The following is an 18518-nucleotide window of genomic DNA, read 5'->3' on the forward strand; positions in this document are numbered from 1 at the left end:
GGACGTTGCGTCACTTTCCGATTTGCGATTGGTATAGGGTAACGAATACGATCAAACCCGGTCGGAGGGAGCATTCAGATGCGCAAATATTCCGTTTTCGCTTTGGCGCGCGAGGCTATGCGGCATCACAGCGGCTGGGAAAAACACTGGACCTCGCCGGAGCCGAAATCCGAATATGATGTCATCATCATCGGCGGCGGCGGTCATGGCATGGGCGCTGCCTATTACCTTGCCAAGGAACACGGCATCACCAATATCGCCGTGATCGAAAAGGGCTGGATCGGCGGCGGCAATACCGGCCGCAACACCACGATCGTGCGCTCCAATTATCTCTATGACGAGAGCATGGACATCTACGAGCATTCCCTCAAACTCTGGGAAGGCCTGGCGCTCGATCTTAACTATAATGTGATGTATTCGCCGCGTGGCGTGATGATGCTGTCGCACAACGAGCATGACCGCCAGACGTTCAAGCGTCATGTCCATGCCAACCGGCTTTATGGCATCGACAATGAATGGCTGACGCCTGAGGCTGCGAAAGAATACTGTCCGCCGCTCGATATTGCCGCGACGGCACGTTACCCGATTAACGGCGCGGCATTGCAAAGGCGCGCTGGCACGGCCCGCCACGACGCTGTCGTCTGGGGCTATGGCCGCGCGGCATCAGACCGCGGCATTCACATCATTCAAAACTGTGAGGTCAAGGGTATTCGCCGCGGGCCGGATGGCGCCGTGAGCGGGGTCGAAACCTCGAAGGGCTTTATCGGCGCGAAGAAGATCGGCGTTTCGGCTTCGGGTCATAATTCGGTGGTGATGGCGATGGCCGATGTCAGTCTGCCGCTGGAAAGTCAGCCGCTGCAGGCGTTGGTGTCCGAGCCGCTGAAGCCGATCTTTCCCTGCGTGGTTATGTCCAACACGGTGCACGCCTATATCTCCCAGTCCGACAAGGGCGAACTCGTCATCGGCGCTGGCACCGACCAGTATAATTCCTATTCGCAGACCGGTGGGCTTCAGATCGTCACCCACACGCTCGATGCCATCTGCGAGCTGTTCCCGATCTTCCGCCGGGTCAAGATGATGCGGCAATGGGGCGGGATCACCGATAACACGCCTGACCGCTCGCCGATCCAGAGCATCACCCCGGTTCCGGGCCTGTTCGTCAATTGCGGCTGGGGCACGGGAGGCTTCAAGGCGACGCCGGGTTCGGCCCATCTCTTTGCCCATCTGATTGCCAAGGGCGAACCCCACAAGCTGGCTGCGGGCCTGACACTTGATCGCTATCGCACCGGCCGCCTGATCGACGAGGCTGCTGCTGCCGCCGTCGCGCATTGAGGCCCGCCATGCTCTGGAACGTCAACAACAAGACAGAAACCAGCGCCGGGGCCGTTGCCTGGGGCTCGGCCGGCAGCGGGCCGCCGCTGGTGCTTGCCCATGGCTGGCCGTGGTCGTCGTTTTCCTGGCACCGGCTTATCCTGCCCCTGTCGAAGGCCTACACGGTCTACTGGTATGATATGCCGGGTTTCGGTCGCTCGGCGAAGGATGCCGGGCAGGCGACCGGTCTTGATGTGCAGGGCCTTGTGTTCAAGGAAATGCTGGAATTCTGGGCGCTCGACCGGCCGAGCGTCTTCGCCCATGATTTCGGCGGCGCGGTGACGCTGCGCGCCAACCTCCTGCATGATGTCGCCTATACCGACCTGCTGTTGATGAATGTCGTTGCTGTCAGCCCCTGGGGCTCGGAATTCTTCGATCATGTCAGCCGCCATATTGACGCTTTCACGCCGTTGCCGCCGCATATCCATTCGGCCATCGTTTCGGCCTATATTCGTGGCGCGCTGGTGAGTGAACTCGACGAGCACGAGCTGCATGAACTGGCCTCGCCCTGGCTGACCCCGGAGGGACAGGCGAGTTTCTACAAGCAGTTCGCCCAGGCCGATGACCGCTTCACCGACGAATTCGCCGACAGGCTGAAGGCAATCGCATGCCCCGTCACTGTCATCTGGGGTGAGAAAGACCCGTGGATCCCGATCGCGCGCGGCCATCAGCTTGCCGGTGCCATCGGTGTTCAGCTTCACGCGCTTGAGGGCGTGGGCCACATGCCGCAACTTGAGGCGCCGCGTCCGCTGCTCGACCTGATCATGACCTTACCCGAGACCCTGCCCGAACTGGAAGGGAACTAGACCATGCTGCTCATCCATTGTCCCTATTGCGGCGAAGCGCGAAGCGAGCTGGAATTTGCCGGCGCCGGCGAGGCCCATATCGCCCGTCCGGAAAATATCACCGAGGTTTCCGACGAGGACTTTGCGCAATATTTCTTCATGCGGACCAATCCCAAGGGCATCCATTACGAGCGTTGGCGCCACATCCATGGTTGCGGGCGTTTCTTCAATGCGGTGCGCGATACTGTCTCTGACCGGTTTTTGAAGACCTACAAGACCGGCGAGCCAAAGCCCGACCGCGCCGAATTTGAGGGAGAAGGCCGATGAGCGGTGGATTGCGTATTGCGGGCAAGGGGCGGCTTACGCCAGCCAAGACCATCCGCTTTTCCTTCGACGGCAAGACCTATTCGGCGCTAGAGGGCGACACCCTTGCCTCCGCGCTTTTGGCCAATGGCGTGCATCTGGTCGGCCGTTCCTACAAGTATCACCGCCCGCGCGGGTTTCTGACGGCCGGTTCCGAGGAGCCGAATGCACTCTTCGATATCGCTCGCGATAGCGCGCGGCGTCAGCCGAATGTGCGCGGGCCGGTTCAGGAAGTCTTTGACGGCATGAAGGCGTCCTCGCAAAATCGCTGGCCCTCGCTTTCCTTCGATGCCGGTGCGGTCAATGATTTCCTCTCGCCGTTCTTTATTGCCGGGTTCTACTACAAGACCTTCATGTGGCCGCGCGTTGCCTGGCACAAGCTGTATGAGCCGATGATTCGCAGGGCTGCCGGGCTTGGCGTAGCGCCCACGGAGGAAGATGCCGACACCTATGCCTGCCGCTATATACATTGCGATGTTCTGGTGGTCGGCGCCGGTATCGCCGGGCTGACGGCAGCCCTTTCTGCGGCCAAAGCCGGCAAGGACGTCATCCTCTGTGATGAGAAGCCGGAGCCGGGCGGTGCGCTTCAATATGAGAGCGGCACCACCGTGAATGGCATGCCGGGCTATGACTGGGCGCTTGCCGCCGTGGCAGAGCTTGAGGGCATGGATAATGTACGCATCCTGCCGCGCACCACGGCCTTTGGTTATTACAACCACAATTTTCTCGCGCTTTGCGAACGCCTCACCGATCATTTGCCGAACGCCAAGGCCAACGGTCCGCGTGAGCGGCTCTGGCAGCTGCGGACGGATGAGGTGATTCTCGCCACCGGTGCCATCGAACGGCCGATGGTTTTCCCGCAAAACGACCGGCCGGGCATCATGCTGGCCTCTGCTGCGCGTGCCTACCTCAATCATTACGGCGTTGCCCTCGGCAAGCGGGTTGGCGTCTATTGCGCCCATGATTCCGCTTATGAGGCGGCGTTCGATCTGAAGAAGGCCGGTGTCGATGTGGCTGTCATCGTCGACAGCCGGGCAGAGGCTGGAGACGGTCTGGCAGGGCAGGCCAAGGCACTCGGCATCAAGGTGCTCGCCAACAACGCGGTCGTCGGCACCAAGGGGCGCCTCAGAATTTCCTCCATGAAAGTGAAGGACAAGGCAAGCGGCAAGTCCCGCAGTTTCGATATAGACGCGCTGATCACATCTGCGGGCTGGACTCCGTCCGTGCACCTGTTTTCGCAGTCGCGCGGCAAGCTGGTCTTCGATGCGGATGAGCAGCGTTTCGTTCCCGGCACCCATGCGCAGAATTCCGTCTGCGTCGGGGCCTGCAATGGTACCGATGCCATTCATGCCATCATCGGCGAGGCGGCGGCTGCAGGCGGCGGCGTTGCCGATATTGCGGCGGAAAATGCCCGTCAATGGACCGGTGGCATGCTGGGCGAGGATGAGAGCGCCGACAGCCACGCGCGCGCTTTCATCGACTATCAGCACGATGTCTGCGCCAAGGATATCCGCCAGGCTGTGCATGAGGGCATGGCCTCCATCGAGCATATCAAGCGGTTTACCACCAATGGCATGGCATCCGACCAGGGCAAGCTTTCCAACATGCACGGTCTGGCGATTGCCGCCGAGATGCTCGACCGGCCAATCCCGCAGGTGGGGCTCACCACCTTCCGTCAGCCGTTCACGCCGGTCACTTTTGGAACACTGATCGGCCACTCACGGGGTCCGCTTTTCGACCCCGCCCGCAAGACGCCGATCAATGGATGGGCGGAAGAACGCGGTGCGGCGTTTGAGGATGTCGGCAACTGGAAGCGGGCCTGGTATTTCCCGAGGCCCGGCGAAACCAAGCACGACGCGGTCAACCGCGAATGCCGGACAGTGCGCGAAAGCGCGGGTGTCTTCGATGCCTCGACACTTGGCAAAATCGAGGTCGTCGGACCGGATGCCGAAGCCTTTATGAACCTGATGTATTCCAACGCATGGTCGACGCTGAAACCCGGCAAGTGCCGCTATGGCCTGATGCTGCGCGAAGACGGCTATATCTATGACGACGGCGTGGTTGGCCGGCTTGCTCATGATCGCTTCCATGTGACTACGACGACCGGCGGTGCGCCGCGCGTCCTCAACCTTATGGAAGACTATCTGCAGACCGAGTTTCCGCATCTGAATGTCTGGCTGACGTCTGCGACCGAACAATGGGCGGTGATTGCCGTGCAGGGGCCGAAAGCGCGCGAGATCATCGAGCCCTTTGTCGAGGGCGTGGATATTTCGGCGGATGCGTTCACGCATATGAGCCTTGCCGAATGCACGGTCTGCGGCGTGCCGGCGCGGCTTTTCCGGGTATCGTTTACCGGCGAACTCGGCTTTGAGATCAATGTGCCGGCCGACTTCGGCCTGTCGGTCTGGAAGCGTATTTTCGAGCGGGCAGAGAGCTTTGGCGGCTGCGCCTACGGCACCGAGACCATGCATGTGTTACGCGCCGAGAAGGGCTATATCGTTGTCGGACAGGATACCGACGGCACGGTGACGCCGTTCGATGCCGGCATGGGCTGGGCGGTGTCTAAGAAAAAGACCGATTTTGTCGGCATTCGCGGGCTCAAACGGCCGGATCTGGTGGCCCAGGATCGCAAGCAGCTTGTCGGTCTGATGGTCAAGAACAATCCGCGTCTGGTGCTGGAGGAGGGCGCGCAGGTCGTTGCCGATCCGAATGCGGCCAAGCCGGTGCCGATGCTCGGCCATGTGACGTCGGCCTACTGGTCGGAGGCACTTCAGAGCGGCATCGCCATGGCCGTGGTCAAGAACGGGCACGCACTCAAGGGTGAGACGCTCTATGTGCCGATGCCGGACCGCAATATCGCCGTCGAGGTGGTCGATACCGTTTTCTACGACAAGGAAGGAGCGCGCATCCATGGTTGAGGAACTCGTTGCGACACGCACAACTCCGCTATCCGGCACCTATGGCGGCTCCGGCCTTGCCCGGCTTGTGATCGCCGGTGATGCGACCCGGCTTTCGGTCAGGGCCGGTGAAGAGGCACTTGGCGCGCTTTCGGGTGCGCTGGATATCGAACTCCCGCGTGCGCCGCTTTCTGCTTCGGTGACGGACGGCGGCTATGCCTTCTGGCTCGGGCCGGATGAGTGGTTGGTGATCAATGAGCATGGCGAGGAAATGATCCCGCGCCTTCAGGGCATCGAAGCGCCGTTTTCCGCCGTTGACGTCTCCCACCGAAACGTTGCCGTGACGGTTGTAGGTCCGGGAGCGGCGGCGGCGATCAATGCCGCTTGCCCGCAGGACCTCAGGCCAGACCGGTTTCCCGTCGGCAAGGTCGTGCGTACCGTTCTCGGCAAGGCCGAGATCGTGCTTTTCCGCAAGGAAGAGAACACGTTTCGCATCGAGTGCTGGCGCTCGTTTGCACCCTATGTCTTCGGCCTTCTCGACCAGGCAGCGAAGGACACTGCCTACTGAGTGTCCTAAAATCCACCGCAAATCTTGGACATTAACGTGGGCCCTTATTGCTCATCAGACAGGTCACGTTCGACAGTCATTCCATCGGAGACTGAAACTGGTGTGGTCAACGTTACAGGTACCTTTTCACCGCGAACAATTTTGCTGGTTGAGGCATACAAATAATATTTGCCGTCGGGAATCATGCTAAAGCTGAACGAACCTGATCGGTCGGCCCTGTTATATCGCATTGAGGTATAAAAGGCTTGTGGCGCCCCAATGTATATACCGCCATCGTAATCCGCCTCGTAATGAAGCCTCTCCTCAGAAAATGGAGTTTTGGGAACAAGGAAAACTCTCAAGCCTCGTTTGTATTTTATGGTTCCATCTTCGTTTTCAACGAAGACCTGTCCTATTATGGTGTTGTCTCCACGGCCTTTCGCATAAGCGACTTCGGTTGTGCTGAAACGGGTAGTGGGCTGCCAAACCTCGCCTACCTTTGCCATGTTCTCCAAGGTCCCCTCTGGTACACAGGCAGAAAGAAGCACGACAACAATAACCGCTACAGTCGCACGAATCATCGGAATGCCCCTTTTTCGTTCTTTGGTCTGCAAAACTACTTTCCTGAAATAACTCAAATTTTCATTGATTTCCAAGTGCATCGCCGACTTAAGTTATCGAGTCTTTGCTAACTCTATCTCTGACTGGCCACCCTCAATAGGCTGTATCCTTGGCACCCAGATCGAGAATGCCGAAGACATAGGGTGCAAACAAGCACCAGCATTCGATATGACTGAAGGTTTTGACTCTCAGTTCAAACCGTTTCCGGTCGGTCTTCGGCGGCGAACTGGACAAGCGTGATCCATTCGGCAGTCAGCGCCGGTTTACGCTCGTCCTCAACTTCAATGCTGACGGTGTAATGGATCGCCAGAAGTTCCGCGCCCCGGAAGCGGGCTTCCTTCAGGGTGAAATGGCCGCGGACGCGCTTGCCGCACTTCACCGGAGCGACGAACCGGACCTTGTCGAAGCCAAAATTGATGCCCATGGTCTGTTCGCGCACCTGCGGGGCGCAATCGTAGTTCATGGCCGAAAGGAGAGACAGTGTCAGGAACCCATGCGCGATCGTACCGCCGAAAGGTGTCTCTTCGCGCGCGCGTTCGGGGTCGGTATGGATAAACTGGCGGTCGAGTGTGGCGTCGGCGAAGGTGTCTATCATCGTCTGATCGACTGTGAACCAGCGCGATACACCGACTTCATGGCCGATGTAGTCCTGCACTTCAGCAAGCGAAATCTCTTTGCCCATGGCCTTCTTTCAGGTTTTCCGGTTGTCGCCAGGCTTTCGTTCAAGTGCTATCCGGCATTCGACAGCTTTTCGGCATAAAACGATACCGAGCGCGGTGCAAGCGCGATCTCGACGGCGCCGCGGCTCTGGCCTGTCAGGTTGTGCCAGCCGTGATCATCGCGTTCGGGTAGCCGGAATACCATGTCCACCTGGCTCCGGTTGATGAGCATGGCCAGCTGGTTCGGTTCACCGGTCTCCCGTTCGACGGTCGAGAACACAATGCTCAGACTGTCGCATCCGGCCGCTTCCCAGTCCTCCACCGTCATGATATTGCCGTCCGGGCGCAGCCAGGTGACGTCGTCTTCGGTGAAGAAATCGGTTCCGGAAAAGACGGCAAACTGTTTGCGCAGCGCCGAAAGCTCGCCGGTATAGGCTACCAGTTCTTTATCCATGGCGTCCCAGTCGATCCAGGTCGTCTCATTGTCCTGGCAATAGGCATTGTTGTTGCCATGTTGGGTCATGCCGCCCTCATCGCCGGCCTTCAGCATGATGGTGCCGCGGCTGCCAAACAGCGTAGCGAGCAGCGCCTTCACGTCCTGACGGCGGCGGGCGAGTGCACCCTCATTGTCGGTATCGCCCTCGACACCATTGTTCCAGGAGTAGTTTTCGTCATGGCCGTCCCGGTTGCTCTCGCCATTGGGACCATTGTGTTTGTGGACATAGGCGGTCACGTCGTGGAGCGAGAAACCGTCATGGGCAGCGATGAAATTGACCGAGCGGGTGACATGCTGGTCGCGTAAGGAAAAAATATGCGAGGATCCTGAAAGCGCATCGGCGAGCCGGCCGGTCATATAGTCGTCACCGCGCCAGAATTTACGCAGGTCATCGCGCGCCCGGTCGTTCCATTCCAAAAAAGGTGCCGGGAAATGGCCGAGTTGATAGCCGCCCGGACCGATATCCCAGGGCTCGGCGATCATCGTCCGTCCCTTCAGTACGGGATCGGCGAGGATCGCTTCCAGTGTTTCGGCATGGGTATCGAAACCCTGACGCGTGCGCCCGAGTATCGGCGCCAGATCGAAGCGAAAGCCGTCGACACCGGCCTCTGTGACGAAGAACCGAAGGCTGTCGACGATATACTGGCGGACCATCGGATGATCGCAGGCAATGGTGTTGCCGCAGCCGGTATCATTGATGAATACCGACGGATCGTCTTCGGCCAAACGGTAATAGGTCGGGTTGTCGAGCCCGCGAAAGCTGAGCGAACCGCCGAACTGGTCGCTTTCGCCGGTATGGTTGAAGACGAGATCGAGGATCACGGCTATGCCGGCCTCGTGGAGTGCTGCGACCGCTCCGCGCAATTCAGCAATGCCGCCCGGGCAAAGGCGCGGATCGGGCGCCATGAAGGTGACCGGGTTGTAGCCCCAGGCGTTGGTGAGGCCGAGCGGCTGAAGATGGCGCTCGTCGATCCAGGCCGTCACCGGCATCAGTTCGATTGCATCGACGCCGATCTTTTGAAGGTGTTCGATCAGGGCCGGGTGGCCAAGGGCTGCGACCGTGCCGCGAATGCTTTTCGGAATATGCGGGTTGAGCGTGGTCAGCGATTTGATGCCTGCCTCATAGATGAACCCGCCTTCGGGCAGGTCCACGTGAGACGGCTCTTCGCCAAGGTCCGCAACCACAACGCCTTTCGGCACAAGTGCGCTGGTATCGGAGCCATGCCGCGCAAGCTGAGCATCATAGCGGTAAGGGCTGTCGATTTCCCGTGCATAGGGGTCGACCAGAAGTTTCGAGGAATCGAACCAGTGCCCAGCCATCGGGTCAAAGCGACCGAAGGCGCGGTAGCCATAACGCTGACCGGGTTTTGCGCCGTCAACCAGCAGGCGGAAGAGATTGCCGCGCTCATGTGCCATTGGCAGGCGCGCGGTCTCCGTTCCATCTGCGTCGAACAGGCAAAGCTCCACGCCAGTCGCGTTTTCCGAATAGACGGAAAATTCGACACCCCGGTCGAGAACCCTCACACCGGGCTTTGCTGTTGCGTCGTTCATCAGCAGGCTCAGGTGATCACAGTCGGGGCATCTCGGCCGGTATGTTCCCTGATGCCGGCAATATGCTCGGCATAGGCAATCAGGCCGGCAAGCGTTTTCTGCGTTTCTTCCTCGTGGTGGGCCGGGTCCGGCTCGTAGTGTTCCAGATAGACGCGCAGCGTCGCTCCCGAAGTGCCGGTGCCCGAAAGCCTGAAGACCACGCGCGAACCGCTTTCAAACATGATGCGCACGCCCTGATGCTTGCTGACCGAACCGTCGACCGGATCGTGATAGGCAAAGTCGTCGGCCTCCTTCACGGTCAGATCGCCGAAACTGGTGCCGGGCAGGGTGGCAAGCTTTTCACGCAGCGCGTCCATCAGGCCGTTGGCCGCATCGGTTTCGATGCCTTCATAGTCGTGGCGGGAATAGTAGTTGCGGCCAAATTCGGCCCAATGCTTCTTGACGATGTCGAACGCGGTCTCTCCGCGCACGGCCAGAACGTTTAGCCAGAGCAGCACTGCCCACAGCCCGTCTTTCTCACGGACATGGTTGGAGCCTGTTCCAAAGCTTTCTTCACCGCAGAGCGTGGCCTTGCCGTCATCGAGAAGATTGCCGAAAAACTTCCAGCCGGTCGGCGTTTCATAGGCGCCGATGCCGAGTTTTTCAGCCACGCGGTCGGCGGCCTGGCTCGTCGGCATGGAGCGCGCAATCCCGGCGAGGCCGATCTTGTAGGCCGGTGCTAGATGGGCGTTGGCGGCAAGGATCGCAAGGCTGTCGGAGGGGGTGATGAAAATGCCCTTGCCGACGACCATGTTGCGGTCGCCGTCGCCGTCGGATGCAGCGCCGAAATCGGGACCGTCGGCACTCATCACTTCGTCATAGAGCTCTTTGGCATGCACCAGATTCGGGTCCGGGTGGTGACCGCCGAAATCCTCCAGCGGGACGAAATTGCGCACCGAGCCTTCGGGCGCGCCGAGTTGGTTTTCGATGATTTCCTTGGCATAGGGGCCTGTCACGGCGCTCATCGCATCGAAGGCAATCCGAAAGCCACCAGCGATATAGGAGCGGATCGCCTCGAAATCGAAGAGCTCTTCCATCAGTGCGGCGTAGTCGGCGACCGGATCGAAGACTTCAACTTCCATATCGTCGACATGATAGCTGCCGATGGCATCAAGCGGCACGTCGTCGGCTTCGGATATGCGGTAGCGGTCGATCAGCTTGGTGCGCTCATAGATCGCATCGGTAATGCGTTCCGGCGCCGGACCGCCATTGGCGGTATTGTACTTGATCCCGAAATCCTCATTCGGGCCGCCGGGATTGTGGCTGGCTGACAGGATGATGCCGCCGAAGGCCTGATATTTGCGGATCATGTTGGAGGCTGCCGGCGTTGACAGGATGCCGCCCTGACCGACCATCACTTTTCCGAAACCATTGGCAGCGGCCATCTTGATCGCGGTCTGGATCACTTCGCGGTTGAGGTAACGCCCGTCACCGCCGATCACCAGTGTCTTGCCCTGATAGTCTTCAAGACTGTCGAAAACCGACTGTATGAAGTTCTCGGCGTAGTGTGGCTGGGCGAACTCCGGCACTTTCTTGCGCAGGCCTGAGGTGCCCGGTTTCTGTCCGGCAAAGGGTTTGGTAGCAATCGTTTTCGTCATGATTTGGGAACCGTCATATTAAGGCTTGAATATAAATCAGCATAAAGTTTTGCGCTTGATTTCCATGAAACGTCGCTCTTCATGCCTTGTTTTTGGATATGCATCCAGGTTTTCTTGTCTTTGAAAAGATTGACCGTGCGGCGCAGTGCATGGACCAGGGCCCAGGTTTCAGCGGGCGAAAACTGGATGCCGGTGGCCGCCTTGATGTCGAGGGCTGCCGGGTTGGCATCAATCACCGTATCGGCAAGGCCGCCGGTGCGGGCCACGAGTGGGACGCAGCCGTAGCGCAGGCCATAAAGCTGGGTCAGGCCGCAGGGCTCGAAACGCGAGGGGATGACGATGACATCGGCGCCGGCCTGTTGAATGTGCGAGAGCGTTTCGTCATAGCCGATAATCGTTCCGACGCGACCGGGGTATAGCCGCACCGCATTGCGGAAGGCTTCTTCCAGATCGTGTTCGCCCGTGCCCAGAACTGCCAGTTTGCCGCCCATGGCCACAAGTGGACCGATGGCCTCGGCAAGCAGGTCCATGCCTTTCTGCCAGGTCAGGCGTGAAACCACGCAGAAAATCGGGGAATCATCATCATCGAGGCCGAAGCGTTCGCTCAAAACCTGTCGGTTGGGCTGGCGCAGTCTCAGTCGGCTTGGTGTGTAGCGGCTTGCGAGGGACATGTCCGCGGTCGGGTCCCAGACATCTGTATCGATACCATTGACGATGCCATGCACCGTGTGGGCACGGGCGGAAATCAACCCTTCCAGTCCCATGCCGTACATCGGGGTTTGGATTTCGCGGGCATAGGTCGGGCTGACGGTCGTCACCGCCCATGCCGTCTGCAACCCGCCTTTCAGAAAACCGACATTGCCGTAATATTCAACACCATCAACTGACAGGGCGTGGGCGGGCAGGCCGAGCCAGGGGAAAATGTCAGGTCCGAAGGTGCCCTGGAAGGCGATGTTGTGAATGGTCAGGATCGACGGTTTTTCCGGTGTCTCCGAGTAGCGCATGAAAACCGGTGTCATCGCAGCCTGCCAGTCGTGGCAATGGACTAGGTCTGGCTCCCAGCCCGGCATCACGCCGGCAGCCACGTCCGCTGCCGCCTTCGAAAGTGCGCCGAAGCGCCGCCAGTTGTCGGAATAGCCTTCCCCGGTTGCTGAATTGTAGGGATTTCCGAAACGGCCGAAGAGTGCCGGTATATCGAGAATCAGGAGATCAAGGCCCTCGTGACTGGCCGCGTAAAGTGTAGCCCTTTCGCCGAAAAGGTCATCGAATTCGTGAACCTTTTCGGCATGCCCGTCGACCGCCTTCATGACCGCCGGATAGCCGGGGATCATGGTGCGGGTTTCAATGCCAAGACCGGCAAGAGCGAGCGGCAGTGCGCCTGCCACATCGGCCAGACCACCTGTCTTGATCAGCGGGTAGATTTCCGACGTAACGGAAAGGACCTTCATTTTTCAGCTATCCAATCTGTCAATCATCGACTGTGTAATCAGGCAAATGCCGTTTTCCGAACGTCGGAAACGGCGGGCATCAACATCCGGATCCTCGCCGACAACAAGGCCTTCGGGAATATGTACACCGTGGTCAATGACAACGTTTTTCAGTTGCGCATGGCGTCCGATGTGAACATGGGGGAGAATGACGGCACCTTCGAGGCGGGAATAGGAATTCGCGCGCACACCGGTGAACAGCAGGCTCTTGTAGAGTTGTGAGCCGGAGATGATGCAATCTCCCGAGACCACGGATGATATGGCCGAACCACGGCGGTTTTCATCGTCATGAACGAATTTTGCCGGCGGCGTGACCTCGGAATAGGACCAAATCGGCCAGGACTTGTCGTAGATATCGAGTTCCGGAACGATAGCGGTCAGATCGATATTGGCCTGCCAGTAGGCATCGATCGTACCAACATCACGCCAGTAGGATTCCTTTTCGTAGCTTGACCGCACGCAGCTTTCGGAAAAGCGGTGCGCCATCGCCTTGCCATTCTTGACGATGTAGGGAACGATGTCCTTGCCGAAGTCGCGGCTCGACGTCGGGTCGGCGGCATCGCGGTAGAGGCAGTCGAACAGGAATTTGGTATTGAAAACGTAAATACCCATTGACGCGAGCGCCATGCTCTCATTGCCGGGAATGCCTGGCGGATTGGCCGGCTTCTCGACGAAATCGACGATCCGGTCGGTGGCGTCAACATGCATCACGCCGAAGCCCTTGGCTTCTTCCACCGGCACTTCGAGGCAACCGATGGTGATGTCGGCGCCCTCGTTGACGTGCTGCTGGAGCATCGCCTCGTAATCCATCTTGTAGATATGGTCACCAGCCAGAATGATCATGTATTCCGGACCATAGGAATCGATGATGTCGATGTTCTGGTAGACCGCGTCCGCGGTTCCTTCATACCACTGCGTTTCGGAAACGCGCTGGGAGGCGGGAAGCACGTCGAAACTTTCGTTTCGCTCCGGCCGGAAGAAATTCCAGCCCTGATGCAGGTGGCGGATCAGCGAGTGCGCCTTATACTGGGTGGCGACGCCAATGCGCCGGATACCGGAATTGAGCGCGTTGGAAAGCGCAAAGTCGATAATGCGTGTCTTGCCGCCAAAATAGACCGCTGGCTTGGCGCGCGTGTCGGTTAGTTCTTTAAGGCGGCTTCCGCGTCCCCCGGCCAGTACATAGGCCATGGCGTCACGCGAAAGGGGGTATCCGATCCGTCTATTATTCATCCTTCCCTCCCTCTCAGTCTTCCGGTTCCAGCATGATGGTTGCAAGTGGCGGCAAAAGCAGCGTGGCGGAGATGCCGCCATGGCCCTGGATCTCGGCACGCACGCGGCCACCATTGCCCTTGCCGCTACCGCCGTAGATTTCGGCGTCGGTATTCACAATTTCCCGCCAGGCGCCGGTTTTCGGCAGCGGGACCTGGTAATTTTCGCGTGGGATCGGTGTGAAGTTACAGATCACGATGATCGGCTTCTCGCCCGGGGCCTTGCGTTGCCAGGCGAAGACGGAATTCTCGTCATCATCGACAATCGTCCACTCGAAACCTTCGGGTTCACAGTCGCGCGCATGCAGTGCCGGTTTGGCGCGGTAGGCGAAGTTGAGATCGCGTACCAGCCGGCGCATGCCTTCATGGTTCGGGTAGTCGAGCAGGTTCCAGTCGAGGCCGCGCGCCTCGCTCCATTCGCTCCACTGGGCAAATTCCTGACCCATGAACAAGAGCTTCTTGCCAGGATAACCCCACATGAAGGCGTAATAGGCTCTGAGATTGGCGAATTTCTGCCAGTCGTCGCCGGCCATTTTGGCAATCAGCGATCCCTTGCCGTGCACCACTTCGTCATGAGACAGAGGCAGGACATAGTTTTCGGCAAAGGCGTAGAGCAGACCGAAAGTGATCTCCTGATGGTGATGCTTGCGGTAGATCGGTTCACGCGCGAAATAGCTCAGCGTGTCGTGCATGAAGCCCATATTCCACTTGAAGCCGAAGCCAAGACCGCCCTCATGAACCGGCTGTGAAACCTTGGGCCACGCAGTCGATTCCTCGGCAATCGTCATCATCTCCGGATGATTGCCGTAAACTGCCTTGTTGGTTTCCTGAATGAAACGTACGGCACCGAGGTTTTCATTGCCGCCGTATTCGTTCGGCACCCACTCGCCGTGTTTGCGTGAATAGTCGAGGTACAGCATCGAGGCCACTGCATCGACACGAAGGCCGTCAATATGGAATTTCTCACCCCAGTAAAGCGCGTTGTTCAGGAGGAAAGAGGCCACTTCTGTGCGGCTGAAATTGTAGATCGCCGTGTTCCAGTCGGGGTGAAAACCCTGACGCGGATCGGCGTGCTCATAAAGCGATGTGCCGTCGAACTGCCTCAGGCCATGCGCGTCGGTGGGAAAATGCGCCGGCACCCAGTCGAGAATGACGCCGATACCGACCTTGTGGCAGCCATTGATGAAGCGGGCAAAGCCTTCCGGCTCGCCAAAGCGGGCGGTTGGCGTGTAAAGCCCGGTTGTCTGGTAGCCCCAGGACGGATCATAGGGGTATTCGGAAACCGGCAGAAATTCGATATGGGTAAAGCCCATGTCGGTGCAATAGGGGATCAGGCGGTCGGCCAACTCATCCCATGAAAGAAACGAACCGTCCTCGTGCCGCTGCCACGACCCGGCGTGGACCTCATAAATCGTTATCGGCTCGCGCCGTCGGTCGCTGCCCGCCCAATGTTCGCGGTGGGCGTCATCATCCCATTTCTGCACCAGATCGCCCGTTGTGACCGAAGCGGTCTGCGGGCGCAGCTCGCTGCGGCGCGCGAACGGATCAGCTTTGAGCGGAAGGAGATTGCCATCGGCGCCGATAAGTTCGAACTTGTAGGGTTGTCCCGGCTTGACGTCGGGCGCGAAGATTTCCCAAACGCCGGAATCGCGGCGAAACCGCATCATGTGGCGGCGGCCGTCCCAGCCATTGAAGGCACCGACAACCGAGACGCGGCGGGCATTGGGTGCCCAGACCGCGAAATGAAACCCCTCAACGCCCTGATGCGTGATCTGATGGGCGCCGAGCTTGTCGAACAGCCTCAGATGCGAGCCCTCGCGGACGTAATAGTCGTCCATCGGGCCTAGAACCGGCCAGAAACTGTAAGGATCGGTTACCGTCCATTCGGTCTCGCCCCGTGTGGCATGGTAACGGACCGGCACGAAGCCGGACACATCAACCGGTCCGGCGAAGAAGCCGGACTCATCAAGGCGTTTCAGTTTGCCGAGCGGTTTACCTTCAAGGTCGAAGGTCTCGACGGTCTCCGCACCGGGTAAGAAGCACCGGGTGACATGGGCCTCGCCGACATCCTGGATGCCCAGCACGGAGAATGCGTCTCCGTGCGTTGCATTCAGAACAGCATTAATTTCCTCCCGCGACGGGGCATAGCCCCGTGCTCGTTCCGGATCGTCTGATCCCGGTTTTTTCATAAAGCGCTCCAGATGTCGTGTGCATACTCCCTGATCGTCCTGTCGGACGAAAACCATCCCATGCGGGCAGTATTTCTTATCACCTTAACGTTCCATGACGTCTGATCGTTCCAGATCGCGTCAACTTCCCGCTGGGCGGCTGCGTAGGCATCAAAATCGGCAGCGACCATGAACCAGTCATGGTCGTATAGTCCGCCGATCAGATCGACATACCGGCTCGGATCGTCATGGGAGAACACGCCGGACGAGATAGCCGAGAGAGCCTGGGACAGCTCCTTCGACCCCTCGATGATCTCGCGGGGATTGTGACCTTTTGCACGGGCCTGATCAACCTCTTCGGCAGTCATACCGAAAATCACCATGTTTTCGGCGCCGACCCAGTCACGCATCTCGACATTGGCGCCATCGAGTGTGCCGATCGTCAGGGCGCCGTTGATGGCGAATTTCATGTTGCCTGTTCCCGAGGCTTCCATGCCGGCAGTCGATATCTGCTCGGAGAGGTCAGCTGCGGGGATCATCACTTCGGCCAGAGAGACATTGTAGTTTGGAATGAACACGATTTTCAGCAGGCCGCGTACCGCTGGGTCATTGTTGATGACACGGGCAACATCATTGGCGAGCTTGATGATCAGCTTGGCATTGTGATAGCTCGGCGCTGCCTTGCCGGCGAATAGTTTGACGCGCGGCACCCAGTCCATTTCCGGATGCGAGCGGATCTGGTCGTAAAGTGCCACGGCTTCGATGATGTTGAGAAGCTGGCGCTTGTATTCATGGATACGCTTGATCTGAATATCAAACATCGCCGTCGGGTCGATGCGCGTTCCAAGCCGCTCGCCGATGAGGTTGGAAAGCTTGACCTTGTTCGCCTGCTTGACCGCATAAAATTTCTCCTGAAAGGCGGAATCCTCGGCAAGGTCATTGAGCGATTGCAGCTTTTCTGCGTCATCGAGAAATTCGTCGCCGATCGCCTCGCGAATAATGCCGGTCAGGCCCGGATTGCATTCCTTCAGCCAGCGGCGCGGGGTGATGCCGTTGGTCTTGTTGTTGATCCGGTCGGGGTGAAGGCGATGGAGGTTGTAGAACACCGTTTCCTTCATCAATTCCGTATGAAGAGCGGAAACGCCGTTGATGCTGTGGGAGCCGAGAAAGGCGATATTGCCCATGCGCACCCGGCGCTCGCCCCCCTCATCAATCAGCGAGATCTCGCGGATCGCCTCATCGCTGGCATTGGCTTCCTTGCGGGCCTTCAAAAGGACCTTGGCATTGATTGCGTAGATCAACTGCATATGCCGCGGGAACAGCCGTTCGAACAGCGGCACCGGCCAGGTTTCCAGCGCTTCGGGCAGAAGCGTATGATTGGTATAGGCAAAGATGCCGTTCGTCAGGTCCCACGCTTCGTCGAATTCGACATCGTGGATATCGATCAGAAGGCGCATCATCTCGACAATGGCGATGGCCGGATGGGTGTCGTTGAGGTGGATGGCGACCTTTTCCGGCAGCATACGGATGTCATTGAATTGCTGCATGTGCCTGCGCAGAATGTCCTGCAGCGAGGCCGACGAGAAGAAATATTCCTGCCGGAGCCTCAGCTCCTGGCCGGCAGGGTTGGCGTCCGCCGGGTAGAGAACGCGGGTCAGCGTCTCCGCCTTGGTGCTTTCCTGAAGCGCACCGATATGGTCGCCGGCATTGAACTTGTCGAGCAGGATCGGGTCGATCGGCTCTGCCGACCACAGGCGCAGCGTGTTGACGCGTTTGGCGCGCCAGCCAACCACCGGGGTGTCATAGGCCTCGGCGGTCATGCGCTCGGTCGGCTTCCAGACATAACGCGGCTCCTTGCCTGCGGCCTCGATGATATCAACCTTACCGCCGAAATTGATTTCGTAGGTGCTCTCGCGTCGGTGGAATTCCCAGGGGTTGCCATGGGAGAGCCAGTTTTCCGGCAGCTCCACCTGCCAGCCATCGGCGATTTCCTGGCGGAACAGGCCGTTGACGTAGCGGATGCCATAGCCATAGGCGGGCACATCGACGGTCGCCATCGATTCCATGAAACAGGCGGCGAGACGGCCAAGGCCGCCATTGCCGAGCGCTGCATCAGGCTCGAGGCCTGCGAGTTCAGCCAGGTTGACGTCGAACTTGGCGAGCGCCCCGTTGATGGCTTCGACCATTTCAAGGTTGGAGATGGCGTCGCGCATCAGGCGGCCGATCAGGAATTCGAGTGAGAGGTAATAGACCCGCTTGGAGCCCGCCTCATATGTCTTGCGGGTGGATTCCATCCACTTGTCGGTAATGCGGTCGCGGATTGCCAGGGTGACGGCGCGCAGCCAGTCATGCGGCTGGGCAACAATGGTGTCCTTTCCGACCTGATATGTCAGCTTTTCGAGAATATCGGCGGCCAGACCGTCGACGTCCAGGGAGCGTGGCGTCGGCAGGGGCAGATCGGGATGGGTCAATTTGCTCATTAGCTTTTTCCGTCAAACAGTGGCTGGAAAATCTGAAAAGTGCGGCGCCTGAAAACAGTCTCCCCGACGAGGAGCGACCGGTATACTCTTATTCTTCCGTGCAATTTATGCACTGATATGACGCACTTGCAACAAAGTGATGAGCTGGCGCACGAATTTCTCGCTGGCGTATCAGACGCATGGGCGCC

13 protein-coding genes are annotated in these 18518 nt (G+C 58.9%); 5 read left to right on the top strand and 8 right to left on the bottom strand.

The genetic code is table 11. The features are described from left to right. Window positions 1–78 precede the first annotated feature (78 nt). Genes AC0L7L_RS04115 through AC0L7L_RS04135 form a run of 5 tightly spaced genes read left to right on the top strand, consistent with a single transcriptional unit; the run spans window position 79 to window position 5984 of the window. On the top strand, window positions 79–1332 hold the full coding sequence (locus AC0L7L_RS04115; protein WP_272210452.1) for a sarcosine oxidase subunit beta family protein: 1254 nt from the start codon (window positions 79–81) through the stop codon (window positions 1330–1332). Between the two features lie 8 nt (window positions 1333–1340). Continuing rightward, window positions 1341–2177: an alpha/beta fold hydrolase gene (locus AC0L7L_RS04120; protein WP_272210453.1), complete on the top strand. Its 837-nt coding sequence runs from the start codon at window positions 1341–1343 to the stop codon at window positions 2175–2177. 3 nt (window positions 2178–2180) lie between these two features. After that, window positions 2181–2483 (top strand): sarcosine oxidase subunit delta, encoded by a 303-nt coding sequence (locus tag AC0L7L_RS04125; protein ID WP_272210454.1) that lies wholly within the window; start codon window positions 2181–2183, stop codon window positions 2481–2483. Beyond that, complete coding sequence (locus AC0L7L_RS04130; RefSeq protein WP_473512234.1) at window positions 2480–5437, top strand: sarcosine oxidase subunit alpha; 2958 nt, start codon at window positions 2480–2482, stop codon at window positions 5435–5437. The genes AC0L7L_RS04125 and AC0L7L_RS04130 overlap by 4 nt, the downstream gene beginning before the upstream one ends. Next, window positions 5430–5984 (top strand): sarcosine oxidase subunit gamma, encoded by a 555-nt coding sequence (locus tag AC0L7L_RS04135; protein WP_272210458.1) that lies wholly within the window; start codon window positions 5430–5432, stop codon window positions 5982–5984. Before AC0L7L_RS04130 ends, AC0L7L_RS04135 begins: the two co-directional genes overlap by 8 nt. 44 nt (window positions 5985–6028) lie before the next feature. Here the strand turns inward: AC0L7L_RS04135 and AC0L7L_RS04140 are convergent, their stop codons facing one another. The 8 genes from AC0L7L_RS04140 to AC0L7L_RS04175 form a co-directional block, all read right to left on the bottom strand. Continuing rightward, a complete protein-coding gene (locus AC0L7L_RS04140; protein ID WP_272210459.1) occupies window positions 6029–6619 on the bottom strand; it encodes a hypothetical protein in 591 nt (196 codons plus the stop codon). A 158-nt stretch (window positions 6620–6777) separates the two neighbouring features. Then, window positions 6778–7266, bottom strand: coding sequence for a MaoC family dehydratase (locus AC0L7L_RS04145; RefSeq protein ID WP_473512240.1), 489 nt, complete (start codon window positions 7264–7266; stop codon window positions 6778–6780). Window positions 7267–7313: 47 nt separating this feature from the next. Further along, window positions 7314–9293 (bottom strand): glycogen debranching protein GlgX, encoded by a 1980-nt coding sequence (gene glgX, locus AC0L7L_RS04150; protein WP_473513768.1) that lies wholly within the window; start codon window positions 9291–9293, stop codon window positions 7314–7316. 5 nt (window positions 9294–9298) lie between these two features. Beyond that, window positions 9299–10927 (bottom strand): alpha-D-glucose phosphate-specific phosphoglucomutase, encoded by a 1629-nt coding sequence (locus AC0L7L_RS04155; RefSeq protein ID WP_473512243.1) that lies wholly within the window; start codon window positions 10925–10927, stop codon window positions 9299–9301. Beyond that, window positions 10924–12375: a glycogen synthase GlgA gene (glgA, locus tag AC0L7L_RS04160; protein WP_272210463.1), complete on the bottom strand. Its 1452-nt coding sequence runs from the start codon at window positions 12373–12375 to the stop codon at window positions 10924–10926. Before glgA ends, AC0L7L_RS04155 begins: the two co-directional genes overlap by 4 nt. A 3-nt stretch (window positions 12376–12378) precedes the next feature. Continuing rightward, complete coding sequence (gene glgC / locus AC0L7L_RS04165; RefSeq protein WP_473512248.1) at window positions 12379–13644, bottom strand: glucose-1-phosphate adenylyltransferase; 1266 nt, start codon at window positions 13642–13644, stop codon at window positions 12379–12381. Between the two features lie 13 nt (window positions 13645–13657). Beyond that, window positions 13658–15871 carry a 1,4-alpha-glucan branching protein GlgB gene (gene glgB / locus AC0L7L_RS04170; RefSeq protein ID WP_473512250.1) on the bottom strand — a complete coding sequence of 738 codons (2214 nt, stop codon included), beginning with the start codon at window positions 15869–15871 and terminating at the stop codon, window positions 13658–13660. Further along, a complete protein-coding gene (locus tag AC0L7L_RS04175) occupies window positions 15868–18330 on the bottom strand; it encodes a glycogen/starch/alpha-glucan phosphorylase (protein WP_473512251.1) in 2463 nt (820 codons plus the stop codon). Before AC0L7L_RS04175 ends, glgB begins: the two co-directional genes overlap by 4 nt. Window positions 18331–18518 lie beyond the last annotated feature (188 nt).

This window comes from Martelella sp. K41-7 (assembly GCF_055808365.1).